The 13,941-nt window shown below is 39.1% G+C and carries 16 protein-coding genes; 12 read left to right on the top strand and 4 right to left on the bottom strand.

The features are described from left to right. The 5 genes from ccoP (at position 1) to H7O61_RS04850 (ending at position 3,760) form a co-directional block, all read left to right on the top strand. Positions 1-879, top strand: a complete 879-nt coding sequence (gene ccoP, locus H7O61_RS04870) for a cytochrome-c oxidase, cbb3-type subunit III (protein WP_187875305.1) — start codon at positions 1-3, stop codon at positions 877-879. Positions 880-889: 10 nt separating this feature from the next. Beyond that, positions 890-1,096, top strand: coding sequence for a DUF4006 family protein (locus H7O61_RS04865; RefSeq protein ID WP_000670514.1), 207 nt, complete (start codon positions 890-892; stop codon positions 1,094-1,096). A gap of 100 nt (positions 1,097-1,196) precedes the next feature. Continuing rightward, positions 1,197-1,790: a hypothetical protein gene (locus H7O61_RS04860; RefSeq protein ID WP_001933378.1), complete on the top strand. Its 594-nt coding sequence runs from the start codon at positions 1,197-1,199 to the stop codon at positions 1,788-1,790. Positions 1,791-1,803: 13 nt separating this feature from the next. Then, complete coding sequence (locus H7O61_RS04855; protein ID WP_000660310.1) at positions 1,804-2,385, top strand: hypothetical protein; 582 nt, start codon at positions 1,804-1,806, stop codon at positions 2,383-2,385. Between the two features lie 607 nt (positions 2,386-2,992). Further along, a complete protein-coding gene (locus H7O61_RS04850; protein ID WP_187875304.1) occupies positions 2,993-3,760 on the top strand; it encodes a hypothetical protein in 768 nt (255 codons plus the stop codon). On the opposite strand, the gene H7O61_RS04845 is transcribed toward H7O61_RS04850, so the two are convergent. Then, complete coding sequence (locus H7O61_RS04845; protein ID WP_187875303.1) at positions 3,757-4,623, bottom strand: menaquinone biosynthesis family protein; 867 nt, start codon at positions 4,621-4,623, stop codon at positions 3,757-3,759. The two genes, H7O61_RS04850 and H7O61_RS04845, sit on opposite strands and share 4 nt — an antisense overlap. A 98-nt stretch (positions 4,624-4,721) precedes the next feature. Between H7O61_RS04845 and recA the strand changes: the two genes are divergently transcribed. The 6 genes from recA to H7O61_RS04815 are packed head-to-tail and all read left to right on the top strand — an operon-like array spanning position 4,722 to position 9,409. Beyond that, on the top strand, positions 4,722-5,765 hold the full coding sequence (recA, locus tag H7O61_RS04840; RefSeq protein WP_000963126.1) for a recombinase RecA: 1,044 nt from the start codon (positions 4,722-4,724) through the stop codon (positions 5,763-5,765). An 11-nt stretch (positions 5,766-5,776) separates the two neighbouring features. Next, positions 5,777-7,057 carry a phosphopyruvate hydratase gene (gene eno, locus H7O61_RS04835; RefSeq protein ID WP_187875302.1) on the top strand — a complete coding sequence of 427 codons (1,281 nt, stop codon included), beginning with the start codon at positions 5,777-5,779 and terminating at the stop codon, positions 7,055-7,057. Continuing rightward, positions 7,050-7,325: a hypothetical protein gene (locus H7O61_RS04830; protein WP_000841057.1), complete on the top strand. Its 276-nt coding sequence runs from the start codon at positions 7,050-7,052 to the stop codon at positions 7,323-7,325. The genes eno and H7O61_RS04830 overlap by 8 nt, the downstream gene beginning before the upstream one ends. Before the next feature lie 16 nt (positions 7,326-7,341). Next, positions 7,342-7,938 carry an AMIN domain-containing protein gene (locus H7O61_RS04825; RefSeq protein WP_187875320.1) on the top strand — a complete coding sequence of 199 codons (597 nt, stop codon included), beginning with the start codon at positions 7,342-7,344 and terminating at the stop codon, positions 7,936-7,938. Positions 7,939-7,942: 4 nt separating this feature from the next. After that, entirely contained in the window at positions 7,943-8,431 is a 489-nt protein-coding gene (locus H7O61_RS04820; protein ID WP_187875301.1) for a shikimate kinase, read from the top strand. A gap of 21 nt (positions 8,432-8,452) precedes the next feature. Next, the gene (locus H7O61_RS04815; protein WP_187875300.1) at positions 8,453-9,409 is read left to right on the top strand and encodes a PDC sensor domain-containing protein; all 957 of its coding nucleotides are present in this window, start codon (positions 8,453-8,455) and stop codon (positions 9,407-9,409) included. Here the strand turns inward: H7O61_RS04815 and rfaJ are convergent. Then, a complete protein-coding gene (gene rfaJ, locus H7O61_RS04810) occupies positions 9,406-10,509 on the bottom strand; it encodes an HP0159 family lipopolysaccharide 1,6-glucosyltransferase (RefSeq protein ID WP_187875299.1) in 1,104 nt (367 codons plus the stop codon). The two genes, H7O61_RS04815 and rfaJ, sit on opposite strands and share 4 nt — an antisense overlap. A gap of 151 nt (positions 10,510-10,660) precedes the next feature. On the opposite strand from rfaJ, the gene H7O61_RS04805 reads away from it, so the two are divergent. Next, entirely contained in the window at positions 10,661-11,578 is a 918-nt protein-coding gene (locus H7O61_RS04805; protein WP_187875298.1) for a tetratricopeptide repeat protein, read from the top strand. A 660-nt stretch (positions 11,579-12,238) separates the two neighbouring features. Here the strand turns inward: H7O61_RS04805 and H7O61_RS04800 are convergent. Next, the gene (locus tag H7O61_RS04800) at positions 12,239-12,961 is read right to left on the bottom strand and encodes a YebC/PmpR family DNA-binding transcriptional regulator (RefSeq protein WP_000532111.1); all 723 of its coding nucleotides are present in this window, start codon (positions 12,959-12,961) and stop codon (positions 12,239-12,241) included. Further along, complete coding sequence (hemB, locus tag H7O61_RS04795; protein WP_187875297.1) at positions 12,962-13,933, bottom strand: porphobilinogen synthase; 972 nt, start codon at positions 13,931-13,933, stop codon at positions 12,962-12,964. Positions 13,934-13,941: the final 8 nt, after the last annotated feature.

The raw sequence follows: 13,941 nt of genomic DNA, 5'->3' as shown, positions 1-13,941 counted from the left end.
ATGGATTTTTTAAACGACCATATAAATGTTTTTGGCTTGATTGCAGCGCTTGTGATTTTAGTTTTAACCATCTATGAATCCAGTTCGCTCATTAAAGAAATGCGCGACAGCAAATCCCAGGGTGAGCTCATGGGAAATGGGCATTTGATTGATGGGATAGGGGAGTTTGCCAATAATGTGCCTGTAGGTTGGATCGCAAGCTTTATGTGTGTGATTGTGTGGGCTTTTTGGTATTTTTTCTTTGGGTACCCGCTGAGCAGTTTTTCTCAAATCGGGCAATACAATGAAGAGGTTAAAGCGCACAACCAAAAATTTGAAGCCAAATGGAAGCATTTGGGTCAAAAGGAATTGGTGGATATGGGTCAAGGCATCTTTTTAGTCCATTGTTCGCAATGCCATGGCATCACCGCTGAAGGCTTGCATGGGAGTGCTCAAAATCTAGTGCATTGGGGTAAAGAAGAGGGCATTATGGACACTATTAAGCATGGCTCTAAGGGTATGGATTATCTCGCTGGGGAAATGCCCGCTATGGAATTGGACGAAAAAGACGCTAAAGCGATTGCAAGCTATGTGATGGCAGAACTTTCTAGCGTTAAAAAGACGAAAAACCCTCAACTCATTGATAAAGGTAAGGAGTTGTTTGAAAGCATGGGTTGCACAGGTTGTCATGGCAATGATGGTAAGGGCTTGCAAGAAAATCAAGCGTTTGCGGCCGATTTGACCACTTACGGCACAGAGAATTTTTTAAGAAACATCTTAACGCATGGCAAAAAGGGCAATATAGGGCATATGCCATCATTCAAGTATAAAAACTTTAGCGACTTGCAAGTTAAAGCGTTGGCCGAATTTATCCAATCGCTAAAACCCTTAGAAGATTAAAGGAAAAGAGATGAAATTTTTAAACGGATTAGCAGGGAATTTACTGATTGTGGTTATCTTATTGTGTGTGGTCGTTTTTTTCGCGCTCAAAGCGATCCATATCCAAAAAGAGCAAGCCACCAATTATTACCGCTATAAGGATATTAACGCTTTAGAGGCAAAAAACACCCAAAACCGGGCTAATTATGAATTGATCAATCAAGGGAGCAAAAAATGAAATTCACCACTTTAGAAAAAATCTTGGCCTTAATGGTAGTAGCGACCATTTTAATGACGATTGTTATTTCTTTTGTGCCTAACTTGTTTTTGTTTAGCACATGAAAGGCTTATGGCTTGTAATCTCTTTAGCTTTTGTTGGTTTTTTGTGGGCTAATGAATCTTATGTTTTTAACAATTCTAAGGGGCGTTTAACAGAAAAAAGCGTTTGGTTTATAGAGGGCGTTTCTAAAGAGCTTTATCTTAAAACCGGCGTGCGTTTTGCGATTGACATGACGGATTTTGAAAAAAATCCTATCGCTCTAGCGACTAAAAAAGAGCGCCAAAGCTATCAAGAGGGCTTTTTAAAGCAGCTTAAACCCCCTTTTGTGGTATTCTTTTTCTATCATGACGCTCAAAAAATAGAATTAGTGGCTAACCCTAAAGATTTGCTAGACACTGATAAAATCTTTTTTGAAAAAATCGCTCCCTTACTCCCTACCAACGCTAAAGAATACACGCCTCAAAGGATTTCGGCCATGCTCATTAACGGCTATTCGGTCGCAGTAGATGCTTTAGCGGAAAAATATCGTGTGAATATTACGCAAAATTTTAACGCTCCTAAGGGAGCGACTTTTGTAAAAGTCATCATCTATATTTTATTATTGACGCTTTTAGGGGCGTTTTTGGGGCTTTATTTTTTTAAAAAATCTTAGAGGGAAAAAATCAATGAAAGAAAAAAACTTTTGGCCTTTAGGAATCATGAGCGTGCTTATTTTTGGGCTTGGGATCGTGGTGTTTTTGGTGGTGTTTGCCTTAAAAAATTCGCCTAAAAACGATTTAGTGTATTTCAAGGGTCATAACGAAGTGGATTTAAACTTTAACGCCATGCTTAAAACCTATGAAGATTTTAAAGCTAATTATCGTTTTTTAGTGGGTTTAAAGCCCCTTACAGAAAGCCCTAAAACCCCCATTTTGCCCTATTTTTCTAAAGGCACGCATGGGGATAAAAAAATCCAAGAAAACCTTTTAAACAACGCTTTGATTTTAGAAAAGTCCAACACGCTTTATGCGCGATTGCAACCGCTCAAACCCGCTTTAGATTCGCCAAATATTCAAGTGTATTTAGCTTTCTATCCCAGCCAATCACAGCCCAGATTATTAGGAACGCTTGATTGCGCAAACGCATGCGAGCCTTTAAAATTTGATTTGCTAGAGGGCGATAAAATGGGGCGCTATAAGATCCTTTTTAAATTCACTTTTAAAAACAAAGAAGAATTGATTTTAGAGCAACTGGCTTTTTTTAAGTAGCATGGCTTGTATGGGTATATCAATTTTAAAAAACGCTAAAGCATTTTTAAATACAAAATATAAAAGAGCTTGCGAAAAAACAAGCGATAATTTTTAAAAAGCGGTCTTTATAGGTTAGGGGGATTATAAGGGGGTTGTAGGGGGATTTCAAAATACCCTCTATTTCCTTAAAAAAATGAGCTTATGATAAAGGGATCAAAATCCCATTTAAAAATTAAAGAGTGATCCAAAACAAACAAAAAACCCCCATAAACTCGCATTAATTTATTCTAAAAATTTAAAAAACCTTTCTTGTTGTAACGCCCTTTTTAAGGAGGTTACAAAAATTAAAATGGCGCTAGCTTTTAAAAAAGTTTGTTAAATTGTGAGACAATTAAGAGAGCATGGGCTTTTGGGGATTTGAAACCTTGAAAACGCTCGGATTTTTCAAATTAACTCGCTTTGCGCGGTCGTTTCGAAATCGATTTTTATTGTTGCCTTGAGTGGATTTTTTGGCTAATTAAGTTTTTTATTTTATGAAATAAAGAGCGATTAAAGTAAGACTTTTAGTTATCAGTATTTGATGATAAAAGCCTGAATTTTCTATCCAAATGGGTATAATAATCGCATGGGTTTTTTAAAAGTTTTGAAACATGACGCTTTAGGGCAAGTAGGGAATGTTGTTATAGGGAATTTCTTAATAACGCTCACTGTTTTAGCGGTTTGTTTTTCCTCTCAAAGCGCTGAAGAAACGACCATGCTCACCCTAAGCTACACGCTCTTTTTTGTCTTGGGGGCGTTTTTACTAGTCGCAATCAGTGTGGGAGCGATCAAAAATCTCAACGCGCTTTTTTCTAAAAGGGGGGTTTTAAGCTTTTCTTTACCCATTAGTTTAGAGTCTTTGTTGCTCCCTAAAATCTTGCTCCCTATGGTGTTTTTTATCTTCAGTTTGTTCTGGTTTGTGGCGAGCGTGCGTTTGGGCTATTATCTTTTTAACGCGCAATCTAGCGTGCTGTTTATCTTGCACACCGCTTTAAAAACCTTTGTGTTAAAACCCACTAAAACCCTAGGTATCGCGCTGTTTTTAGGGCTTGTTTTAATGAAATTTTTATTTGTTTTGAGCGTTTTAAACGCTGCTAGGATCAAAAAAGCGCGTTTTTTACTAGGGGGGCTGTTGTTCATTCTTGTGGGGGTTGTTTTGGAATTAGCGTTTAATTCGTTACTGCCCTTAATGAATTCCAGTTTAAGCGTCAATGAGGGGTTTTATTATTTCTTGCAACAACAAGAATTACAAGAAAATAAATACTACCTTTTATGGGGGGTGGATTTTTTAAAAATCCTTTTATTGTATGCGATGAGCCGTTACTTGCTTACGCATAAATTAGAACTGGATTAAGAAAAGCGGTATTGCAAATATTCATCAGTGAGCAAGCAATCTTTAGCTTTTAACAAACTAGCATAAAACCCATGCTGATAGCCTAATTCAAAAAGCTTGTCTATGGCGAGGATTTGAATCTCGCTTAAGCGCGTTGAAGTTTCATTCGCATACAAGCTTAAATAAGTTTGTAGCCGCTCTTTATTGACACGAATGAGTGCGCGCTCTAAGAGCATGCTAGAGAGTAAATTTTGGTGTTTTAAAGCGACTTCAACCGCTTTAATCAAAGCCTTTTTAATTAAAATCGCGCGATACAAGGGGATAGAGCGCCTAATCGCCATGCCCCCTAAAGGCAAGGGTAAATCATCAACTTTAATGAGTTCTTTCCAAACATCCCACAATTCTTTTTCCACTTCTAATCCATTATGGAAATCCAAGATATTTTCATGGATGAGCACGCCCGCATGCACGCTCCCTTCAAGCACCGCTTTTTCAATGTCCAAAAAATTCATGTAAGTGATGCGCGCATGTTTGTAATAGATCTTAAACAAGAGGGCGTTGGTGGTGTGCTCCCCGCTTAATGCGACTCTAAAATCTTTTTTCAATTTCACGCCCTTTTTTTTCACTAATTTAGGCCCATAGCCGTTCCCAAAGCTCGTCGCTGTAGGGAGCAGGGCGTAATCGTTTGCAATTTTAGGGTATAGCCCAAAGCTGATTGCGCTCACATCATAAGTGTTTTTTAGGGCTTCTTGGTTTAGGGTTTCAATATCAAGGGCGATATTGTGGAATGTTTTATTTTTAATGGGGCAATCTACCCAACCAAACTTAATCGCATAATACATGAAAATATCATCAGCATCAGGGCTATGAGCGACACTAATCAAAGTAAAATCCTTTTGTGATAGGGTAAGTCCTTTTATTATAATAGATTTTAGGCTAGGATTTGATAGAATAAACAAATCAAATTCAATAAGGTAATTTAATGGCAATAGATGAAGACAAACAAAAAGCGATTTCTTTAGCGATCAAACAAATTGATAAGGTTTTTGGTAAGGGGGCGTTGGTGCGCCTTGGGGATAAGCAAGTAGAAAAGATTGACTCTATTTCTACAGGCTCGTTAGGGTTGGATCTGGCTTTAGGGATTGGGGGCGTTCCAAAAGGTAGGATCATTGAAATTTATGGGCCAGAGTCAAGCGGGAAGACCACTCTAAGCTTGCATATCATTGCAGAATGCCAAAAAAATGGTGGTGTGTGTGCGTTTATTGACGCTGAGCATGCCCTAGATGTGCATTATGCTAAGAGGCTAGGCGTGGATACGGAAAATTTACTCGTTTCTCAACCTGATACAGGCGAGCAAGCTTTAGAGATTTTAGAAACGATCACCAGAAGCGGAGGGATTGATTTAGTGGTGGTGGATTCCGTAGCGGCTCTTACGCCTAAAGCGGAGATTGATGGGGATATGGGCGATCAGCATGTGGGCTTGCAAGCAAGGCTTATGAGCCATGCGTTAAGAAAAATCACCGGTGTTTTGCACAAGATGAACACTACTCTCATTTTTATCAATCAAATCAGGATGAAGATTGGCATGATGGGTTATGGGAGTCCAGAGACCACAACCGGGGGTAATGCCTTAAAATTCTATGCGAGCGTTAGGATTGATATTAGAAGGATTGCGGCTTTAAAACAAAACGAACAGCATATTGGCAACAGGGCTAAAGCCAAAGTGGTTAAAAATAAAGTCGCTCCGCCCTTTAGAGAAGCGGAATTTGACATCATGTTTGGGGAGGGGATTTCTAAAGAGGGCGAAATCATTGATTATGGCGTGAAATTAGACATTGTGGATAAGAGTGGGGCATGGCTTAGCTACCAGGATAAAAAGCTAGGGCAAGGCCGAGAAAACGCTAAAGCCTTACTGAAAGAAGATAAAGCCCTAGCGAATGAAATCACTCTTAAGATTAAAGAGAGCATTGGCTCTAATGAAGAGATCATGCCCTTACCAGATGAGCCTTTAGAAGAAATGGAATAGAAAGGATTTTGATGCTAACCATTAAAGATATTCATGCTTTAGAAGTGATGGATAGTAGGGGCAATCCTACCATTCAAGCCAGCGTGATTTTAAGCGATAACACTAAAGCGAGTGCGATTGTGCCTAGCGGAGCGAGCACCGGTAAAAGAGAAGCGTTAGAATTAAGGGATAATGACAAAACCCGTTTTTTGGGTAAAGGGGTTTTAAGGGCATGCGAAAATGTCAATAGCGTGATCAAACACCATTTAATAGGGCTTGAAGCGATCAATCAAGCCTTTGTGGATGAGAGGTTAAGGGCTTTAGACGGCACGCCTAATTACGCTAATTTAGGAGCAAACGCTGTTTTGGGCGTTTCTATGGCGTTAGCAAGGGCTAGCGCGAAGGCTTTAAATCTGCCATTATACCGCTATTTAGGGGGGGCTAACGCTTTGACTTTGCCTGTGCCGATGCTCAATATTATTAACGGCGGAACGCATGCGAATAATTCCATAGACTTTCAAGAATACATGATCATGCCTTTAGGGTTTGAGAGTTTTAGAGAAGCCTTAAGAGCGAGCGCAGAAGTCTATCACACGCTTAAAAAACTCCTAGATGGAAAGAATCAACTCACAAGCGTGGGCGATGAGGGGGGTTTTGCACCTAATTTTAACAACAATGTAGAACCTCTTGAAGTCATTTCTCAAGCCATTGAAAAAGCCGGCTATAAATTAGGCGAAGAAATAGTGCTCGCTTTAGATGTAGCGAGCAGCGAATTGGTGGATGAAAATTCCAATTACCATTTAAAGGGTGAAAATAAGATTCTAGATTCGCATGAATTAGTGGCTTATTATAAAGAGTTGGTGGCAAAATACCCGATTGTGTCTATTGAAGATGGTTTGAGCGAAGACGATTGGGAGGGTTGGGCGTTTTTAAGCAAGGAATTAGGGCGTCAAATCCAGTTAGTGGGCGATGATTTGTTTGTAACGAACGCAAGCCTCTTGCAAAAAGGCATTGAAAAAAACATCGCAAACGCCATTTTGATCAAACCCAATCAAATCGGCACCATTAGTGAGACTTTGGAAACCATAAGGTTAGCCAAACACCATGCCTATCAATGCGTGATGAGCCATAGAAGCGGGGAGAGTGAGGACAGCTTTATCGCTGATTTTGCGGTCGCATTGAATACGGGAGAGATTAAAACCGGATCCACCGCAAGGAGTGAAAGGATCGCTAAATACAACCGCCTTTTAGAGATTGAGCATGAATTAAAAGGGGGGATTTATATCGGTAAAGAGTTGTTTAAGCATGGCTGAAAGCCTTTTTGAAAACGATGAAATCAAAAACAACAAAGCGCGAGATTTTTTTTATAGCCATAGCTCCCTTATTGTCTTTTTCCTTTTACTGCTTGGGTTTGGGTATTATTTAGGGAAGTTGCTTTTTGGAGGTTCTTCTTTAGAGGTCTATTTGGATTTAAGAGACAAGCATGAACGATTGCAACAAGAAATCACCGAATTGCAAAGCAAGAATGTACGCTTGCAAAAGCGTTTGTTTGAATTGAGGGAATTACGGCCTAGAGATTAGATTTAAGGAAATGGTAGTGTTAAAAAAGATGATAGGTTTGGTGGTGGTTTTAAGCGTCTTATTAGCCAGAGACAACCCTTTTGAGCCTGAAATCAATTCCAAGAATTTGCAAGGGGGCTTTAATGGGATCTATGATAGTTATTTTAAAGAAATCCATGTGGATTTGCCCACGAGCGCTAGGATTTTAAAACAAATCACGCTCACTTACCAGGATATTGATGGCTCTATCCATTCTAAAGTCGTGGGTATTGATAAAAGCATTGATTGGCATTACCCTTTAAAGCTTTCCCAACACCCCCTTAATCCAGCCGCCTTTGAAAAACGCTACCAGATCCAAGATTTTGATTTTTCCATGGCAAACAACACGATGATTTTGCGATCCCCTTATAAAATTTTGCGCTCTTTTGTGCTGGTCAATCCTTATAGAATCGTGTTAGACACGCAAAAAGGCCCTTTGGATATTTATCAAAATAGGGATTTAAACCAGAAGTTTTTTTCTCAAATTAAAGTCGGCACGCACAAAGATTATTACCGCATCACGCTCATTTTAGACGGGAAATACCGCTATCTTTTGGAAGAAAAAAACGGGGCGTATGAATTAAAATTGAAATAAAAGCATGCGGCATTTGGTTTTAATCGGTTTTATGGGGAGCGGTAAAAGCTCTTTAGCGCAAGAATTGGGGCTGGCTTTGAAATTAGAAGTGTTGGATACGGATATGATCATTAGCGAGAGGGTGGGCTTGAGCGTGAGAGGGATTTTTGAAGAGCTTGGCGAAGACAATTTCAGGATGTTTGAAAGGAATTTGATTGATGAATTAAAAACGCTCAAAACCCCCCATATCATTTCTACCGGTGGGGGGATTATCATGCATGATAATCTTAAGGGCTTAGGCACAACTTTTTATCTCAAAATAGATTTTGAGACCTTGATTAAGCGTTTGAATCAAAAAGAAAGGGAAAAACGCCCCCTTTTGAATGATCTCACTCAAGCCAAAGAGCTTTTTGAAAAACGCCAAGCCCTCTATGAAAAAAACGCCTCTTTTATCATTGATGCAAGGGGTGGTTTAAATAATTCTTTAAAACAAGTGCTACAATTCATCGCATAAATTTTTTTTAAAGGCCTTTTGATGTTAAGTAGAGACATTGTCCAATATTCCAAGATCCGCACCGAGCTATACGCTTATCTTACCTATTTGTTTTCGCACAATATCCGCAACCATCTCCCTGAAATCACTTTGGATTATTTAAACAAGCAGATCAAAAAAATGCATGCTGAAATCAAAATGGCAAAAAGTTTTTTTGTGTTAGACGCTAAGGGCATGCTCATGCTTAAGCCAAGCCAATTTAAAGAGCAGGGGCATAAGGAAGGGCTATTAGAGCATGATTTAACAGAAGGGATTGAATTAGAATCGCATGTCAGTTTTAGCGATAAGTATTATTTTTATCAAGCCGTGAATGAAAAGCGTTGCATTTTAACCGATCCTTATCCTTCTAAACAAGGAAACCATTTAGTAGTGAGCGCGTCTTACCCGGTGTATGATCAAAATAACGATCTAGCGTTTGTGGTGTGCTTGCAAATCCCTTTGAGGGTGGCGATTGAAATCAGCTCGCCTTCAAAGTATTTTAAAACCTTTAGCGAAGGGAGCATGGTCATGTATTTTATGATTTCTATCATGCTCACTTTAGTGTCGCTGCTTTTATTTGTGAAATGCATTTCTAGCTTTTGGACAGCGATCGTGCATTTTAGCAGTTTTGACATTAAAGAAGTGTTCCACCCTATCGTGCTTTTAACCCTAGCCTTAGCCACCTTTGATCTAGTCAAGGCGATTTTTGAAGAGGAAGTGTTGGGTAAAAATAGCGGGGATAATCACCATGCGATCCATCGCACGATGATCAGGTTTTTAGGCTCTATCATTATCGCATTAGCCATTGAAGCGTTAATGTTAGTGTTTAAATTCAGCGTGAGCGAACCGGATAAAATCACTTATGCGGTGTATTTGGCTGTTGGTGTGGCAGTGCTTTTGATCAGTTTGGCGATTTATGTTAAATTCGCTTATAGCGTGTTGCCCAAACGAGAACGCTAAGAGTTTAAAAACCTTTCTTTTAAGCGTTTGAAAATCTTACTCAATCTAAAAAAGACATATTCTAAAAGGGTTTTTGGGTTGAGTAGGGGGGCAAGAAATTCAAAGGTTTTTTGTTTGTCTTGAAGGCTTAAAAATCCTGTCATTTGCTTAAGGAATTTCACGGAATATTCAGCATAAAAAGGGGTTTTTAAAAGAATCTCATGCCATTCTTTAGAATATAAAGCAGTGGGTGAAATCCAAGGTTTTCCTACAAAATAAAAATGCAGCATGATAATTTCTTGTTGGCTAGGAATGAAGCGTTTTTGATTGACCATGAAAGGGTGGGCGTTGTAAATATAAGGTAAGATTAAAACTTTTTGATAGCATGCGAGCGTTAAAAGATCCTGTTCAGGGCAAAACACGCACTGGCCTTTTTGATGGGCTAAATTCAATAAGCGTTCTTCTAATTTATCAGCCCGCCACAGCTTTAAATTCACGATTAAAAACCCAACATTATAGTGGTTTTCACAAATGATTTGCATGTCTTTTTCTTTAAGGTAATGCTCATAGAGGGAAAATTTTTGGCGAGGCTCTCTCTCCCTTTCTGTTTGAAAATGTTTAAGGTTTTTAGGAGAAGAAAAATCTTTAGCCGCTCCAAAATAATAAGAATCCAGCGGGATAAAAAAACTCTCGCTCACATCGTTTAAAAATAAAGTGTCCGCATCAAACATGATGATTTTGTAGTATTGCGGGAATAAAGAAGCCAAAAACAAGCGGCACATGACCATTTTAGAAAAGCGAGTCTTAGCGTAAATATTGAGTTGCAAAAAAGCTTCATGGATTTTATCAATCGCAGAGGGTTCTACTGAAGGGGTGTAAGGATTAGGGGTTGAAATGTCTAAAAAATCCACGCTCATAAAAGCGCTAAAGGGGGCTAGAGTTTCTTTCAATTTGCGCTGGTTTTCAAGGCTTAAGTTATCCACTAGGCAGTGGATTTTATAAAAAAGTTTTTTATCATGGTGTTCTGTTTTAGCGCAAGCTAGCATGGAATACAAGCTCACGCCAGCCGGAATAGTATAATTATTGTCAAAAGCGATGACAATAGGAATAGTAATACTCATTTTAAGTGGTTTCCCTAAAATAGGTTTTTAATTAAATTTAATCCAAAAGTTGAATTTATTTTTTGACAATATTATACTATAATAACCAATTAGATTGGGGTTTTACTGATTTTCTTTGTGTGAGCTTTGGCTTAGTTTTGTAAGGAATGAGATGATAAAGAGTTGGACTAAAAAGTGGGTTTTGATTTTATTTTTAATGGCAAGCTGTTTTGGTCATTTGGTGGCTACAACCGGTGAGAAATATTTTAAGATGGCTAATCAAGCCCTTAAGAGAGGGGATTACCATAGAGCGGTGGCTTTTTATAAGAGGAGCTGTAATTTGAGGGTGGGGGTTGGTTGCACGAGTTTGGGTTCTATGTATGAAGATGGCGATGGCGTGGATCAGAATATTACAAAAGCCGTTTTTTATTACAGAAGAGGGTGTAATTTAAGGAATCATCTCGCTTGCGCGAGTTTGGGTTCTATGTATGAAGATGGTGACGGCGTGCAAAAAGACCTTCCAAAGGCTCTCTATTATTATAGGAGAGGGTGCCACTTAAAGGGTGGGGTGAGCTGCGGGAGTTTGGGTTTTATGTATTTTAATGGCACGGGCGTTAAGCAAAATTATGCCAAAGCCCTTTCTCTTTCTAAATACGCTTGCAGTTTGAATTATGGCATTAGTTGTAACTTTGTAGGGTATATGTATAGGAGCGCCAAAGGCGTACAGAAGGATTTGAAAAAAGCCCTTGCGAATTTTAAAAGAGGGTGCCATTTAAAAGACGGGGCGAGCTGTGTGAGCTTGGGATACATGTATGAAGCCGGTCTTTATGTCAAGCAAAATGAAGAGCAAGCCTTGAATCTTTATAAAAAGGGTTGCTCTTTAAAAGAAGGGAGCGGTTGTCATAATGTGGCGGTGATGTATTACACGGGTAAGGGAGCTCCAAAAGATTTGGAGAAAGCCACTTCATATTATAAGAAAGGGTGTGCTTTAGGCTTTAGTGGTAGTTGTAAGGTATTAGAAGTGATTGGCAAGGAGTCTGATAATTTGCAAGATGATGCGCAAAACGACACGCAAGATAGCGTGCAATAAGCCCAAAGCTTAAAGGCTAGAAACAATCCTTAAAACTCATATTCTTACTATCAAATAGGGATTGAAGCGTCTCTATTGATGGATATTGAGACACAATAAAATCTAAACGCTTAGAATTTGGATCCGCTCTCATCTGCTAATAACTAAAGCCTTATTGATTTTTTAATTTTTTAAAAGATGGGGTTTTGATCACTCTATTTTCAAACTCATTTCCTTAAGGGGGTAGGGGGTATTTTGAAGTAATCCCCTTACAACCCTCCCTTAACCCCAAGACCGCTTCTAAAAAGCTATCGTTTGACTAGAAATCAAGCTCTTTATTATTTTTATTTTTAAAAATACTTTGAGTATTTTTAAACTCCTTAGCAGAAAGCCCAAATACCTTTAGCGTTTGAATTGAACGCTACTCATTCATAATTATAATATTCCCATGCATTCGCATCTATGGTGGGAAGCGTTGGGAGTTACGCCTTTTAAAGGTATGATGCGTAAAAGATTAAATGCACTTTGGACGCTCAAACTCTGTAAAATCCCTAATTATAGGGACACAGAGTGAAAGCCAAACTCTCCCCTAACATCAGTCTAAAAAAGCTTAATGCCTTAGCGTTTGGGCGTTCCACTTTCACTATGGATTGTAAAAATGCCTTTGAGCCTTTGAGCCTTTCACTCAATATTCGTATAAAGCGCGACCACATCATCATCGTCTTCAATCCTATCCAATAATTTTTCGGTAAGCTCCATTTGTTCGTCATTCAATTCAATGGGCGTTGTGGCGATGCGTTGCAAACCCGCTTTTAAAATGGGCAATTTCAAGCTTTCAAACCCTTCATTTAAAAGCTTGAAGCTGTTATAATCCCCTCTAATAATGATCTTGTCTCCCACTTCTTCTAATTCTTCCAAACCATAATCAATGAGGGCGAACTCTAAATCTTCTAGGCTGAGTTTTAAATTTTCCACTTCACTTTTCAAGCATTCAAACACGCTTTTTCTATTAAACATAAACTCTAAAGAGCCATTAGGCACGATGCTCGCCCCTTGCGTTTTATTGAAATAGCTTTTAAGGTTGGCGATCGTTCTAGTGGGGTTATCAGTCATGCACTCCATGATGATTAGCACGCCAAAATTCGCCTTACCCTCATAAGTGATCTCGCTCAAATTCCCCTCTTTACTGCTCGCTCTTTTAATCGCCGCATCAATATTGTCTTTAGGCATGTTTTGCGCTTTAGCGTTTAAAATCGCTGTTCGCAGTTTGGCGTTCGTGTCCGGCTCGCTCCCGCCATCTTTTGCCGCTAGAGTGATCGCTTTAGCCAGCTTGGGGAAAACCTTACTCATCTTATCCCATCGTTTTTCTTTAGCCGCTCTTCTGTATTCAAACGCTCGTCCCATTCAATTCCTTTGTAATAAGTTAGCCACTTCTTTAGCATGATAGCTAATAATCATATCCGCTCCCGCTCTTTTAAAACAAGTCATCGTTTCTAATAAAACGCTTTCATAGTTGATCAGGTTGTGTTTTTGCGCGAGTTTGAGCATGGCGTATTCCCCACTCACGTTATAGAGCGCCAAAGGGAGCAAAGTGTGATCTCTAATCTCTTTAACAATATCCAAATACGCCAAAGCCGGTTTCACCATTAAAATATCCGCACCCTGTTTTTCATCTTCCAAACTTTCTAAAAGCGCTTCTTTTTGATTAGCGTAATCCATTTGATAGCTTTTGCGATCGCCAAAACTCGGCGCAGAATTGGCTACATCTCTAAAAGGCCCGTAATAACTGCTCGCAAATTTAGTGGAATAGCTCATGATGGGCGTGTGAAAATACCCGGCGTTATCTAGCGTTTTTCTCAAGCTTAAAACATTGCCATCCATCATGTTGCTTGGGGCTAGAATATCCACGCCACTTTCAGCCAAAATAAGCCCTTGAAGATTTAAAATCTCTAGCGTTTTATCGTTAGACACAGAATCGTTTTCTAAAATCCCGCAATGCCCATGATCGGTGTATTCACAAAAACACAAATCCGCTATAACGATCAAATCCTTGAATCGTTTTTTAACCTCTTTGGTGGCTTTTGCGACAATGTGATCCTTATTTAACGCATGGCTTCCTGTAGCGTCCTTATGTTTAGGAATGCCAAACAATAAAACGGCTTTGACGCCTAAACCCACTAATTCTTCGCATTCTTTTAAAAGAGGCTCGATACTCATTTGATACACGCCAGGCATGGAGCTGATTTCATTTTTAATACAACTATCGCTTTCTATGACAAATAAGGGAGCGATGAAATCATCAATATTTAAATGCGTTTCTCTTAACATCGCTCTTAAATTTTCGCTGCTTCGTAATCTTCTCAATCGTTTGAACATGTTCTCTC

The sequence above is a fragment of the Helicobacter pylori genome (genome assembly GCF_014496965.1).
Classification (GTDB): Bacteria; Campylobacterota; Campylobacteria; order Campylobacterales; family Helicobacteraceae; genus Helicobacter; species Helicobacter pylori_CZ.
Note: the sequence above shows the minus strand (reverse complement) of the source record. Positions and strands in the feature narration are given on the sequence as shown.

Excerpts from the sequence above, each read along its gene's own strand:
- recA (WP_000963126.1), top strand. The coding sequence starts at position 4,722 with ATGGCAATAGATGAAGACAAACAAAAAGCGATTTCTTTAGCGATCAAA.
- H7O61_RS04815 (WP_187875300.1), top strand. The coding sequence starts at position 8,453 with ATGTTAAGTAGAGACATTGTCCAATATTCCAAGATCCGCACCGAGCTA.
- H7O61_RS04830 (WP_000841057.1), top strand. The coding sequence starts at position 7,050 with ATGGCTGAAAGCCTTTTTGAAAACGATGAAATCAAAAACAACAAAGCG.
- H7O61_RS04855 (WP_000660310.1), top strand. The coding sequence starts at position 1,804 with ATGAAAGAAAAAAACTTTTGGCCTTTAGGAATCATGAGCGTGCTTATT.
- H7O61_RS04865 (WP_000670514.1), top strand. The coding sequence starts at position 890 with ATGAAATTTTTAAACGGATTAGCAGGGAATTTACTGATTGTGGTTATC.
- eno (WP_187875302.1), top strand. The coding sequence starts at position 5,777 with ATGCTAACCATTAAAGATATTCATGCTTTAGAAGTGATGGATAGTAGG.
- H7O61_RS04820 (WP_187875301.1), top strand. The coding sequence starts at position 7,943 with ATGCGGCATTTGGTTTTAATCGGTTTTATGGGGAGCGGTAAAAGCTCT.
- H7O61_RS04860 (WP_001933378.1), top strand. The coding sequence starts at position 1,197 with ATGAAAGGCTTATGGCTTGTAATCTCTTTAGCTTTTGTTGGTTTTTTG.
- H7O61_RS04805 (WP_187875298.1), top strand. The coding sequence starts at position 10,661 with ATGATAAAGAGTTGGACTAAAAAGTGGGTTTTGATTTTATTTTTAATG.
- rfaJ (WP_187875299.1), bottom strand. The coding sequence starts at position 10,509 with ATGAGTATTACTATTCCTATTGTCATCGCTTTTGACAATAATTATACT.
- hemB (WP_187875297.1), bottom strand. The coding sequence starts at position 13,933 with ATGTTCAAACGATTGAGAAGATTACGAAGCAGCGAAAATTTAAGAGCG.
- H7O61_RS04800 (WP_000532111.1), bottom strand. The coding sequence starts at position 12,961 with ATGGGACGAGCGTTTGAATACAGAAGAGCGGCTAAAGAAAAACGATGG.
- H7O61_RS04850 (WP_187875304.1), top strand. The coding sequence starts at position 2,993 with ATGGGTTTTTTAAAAGTTTTGAAACATGACGCTTTAGGGCAAGTAGGG.
- ccoP (WP_187875305.1), top strand. The coding sequence starts at position 1 with ATGGATTTTTTAAACGACCATATAAATGTTTTTGGCTTGATTGCAGCG.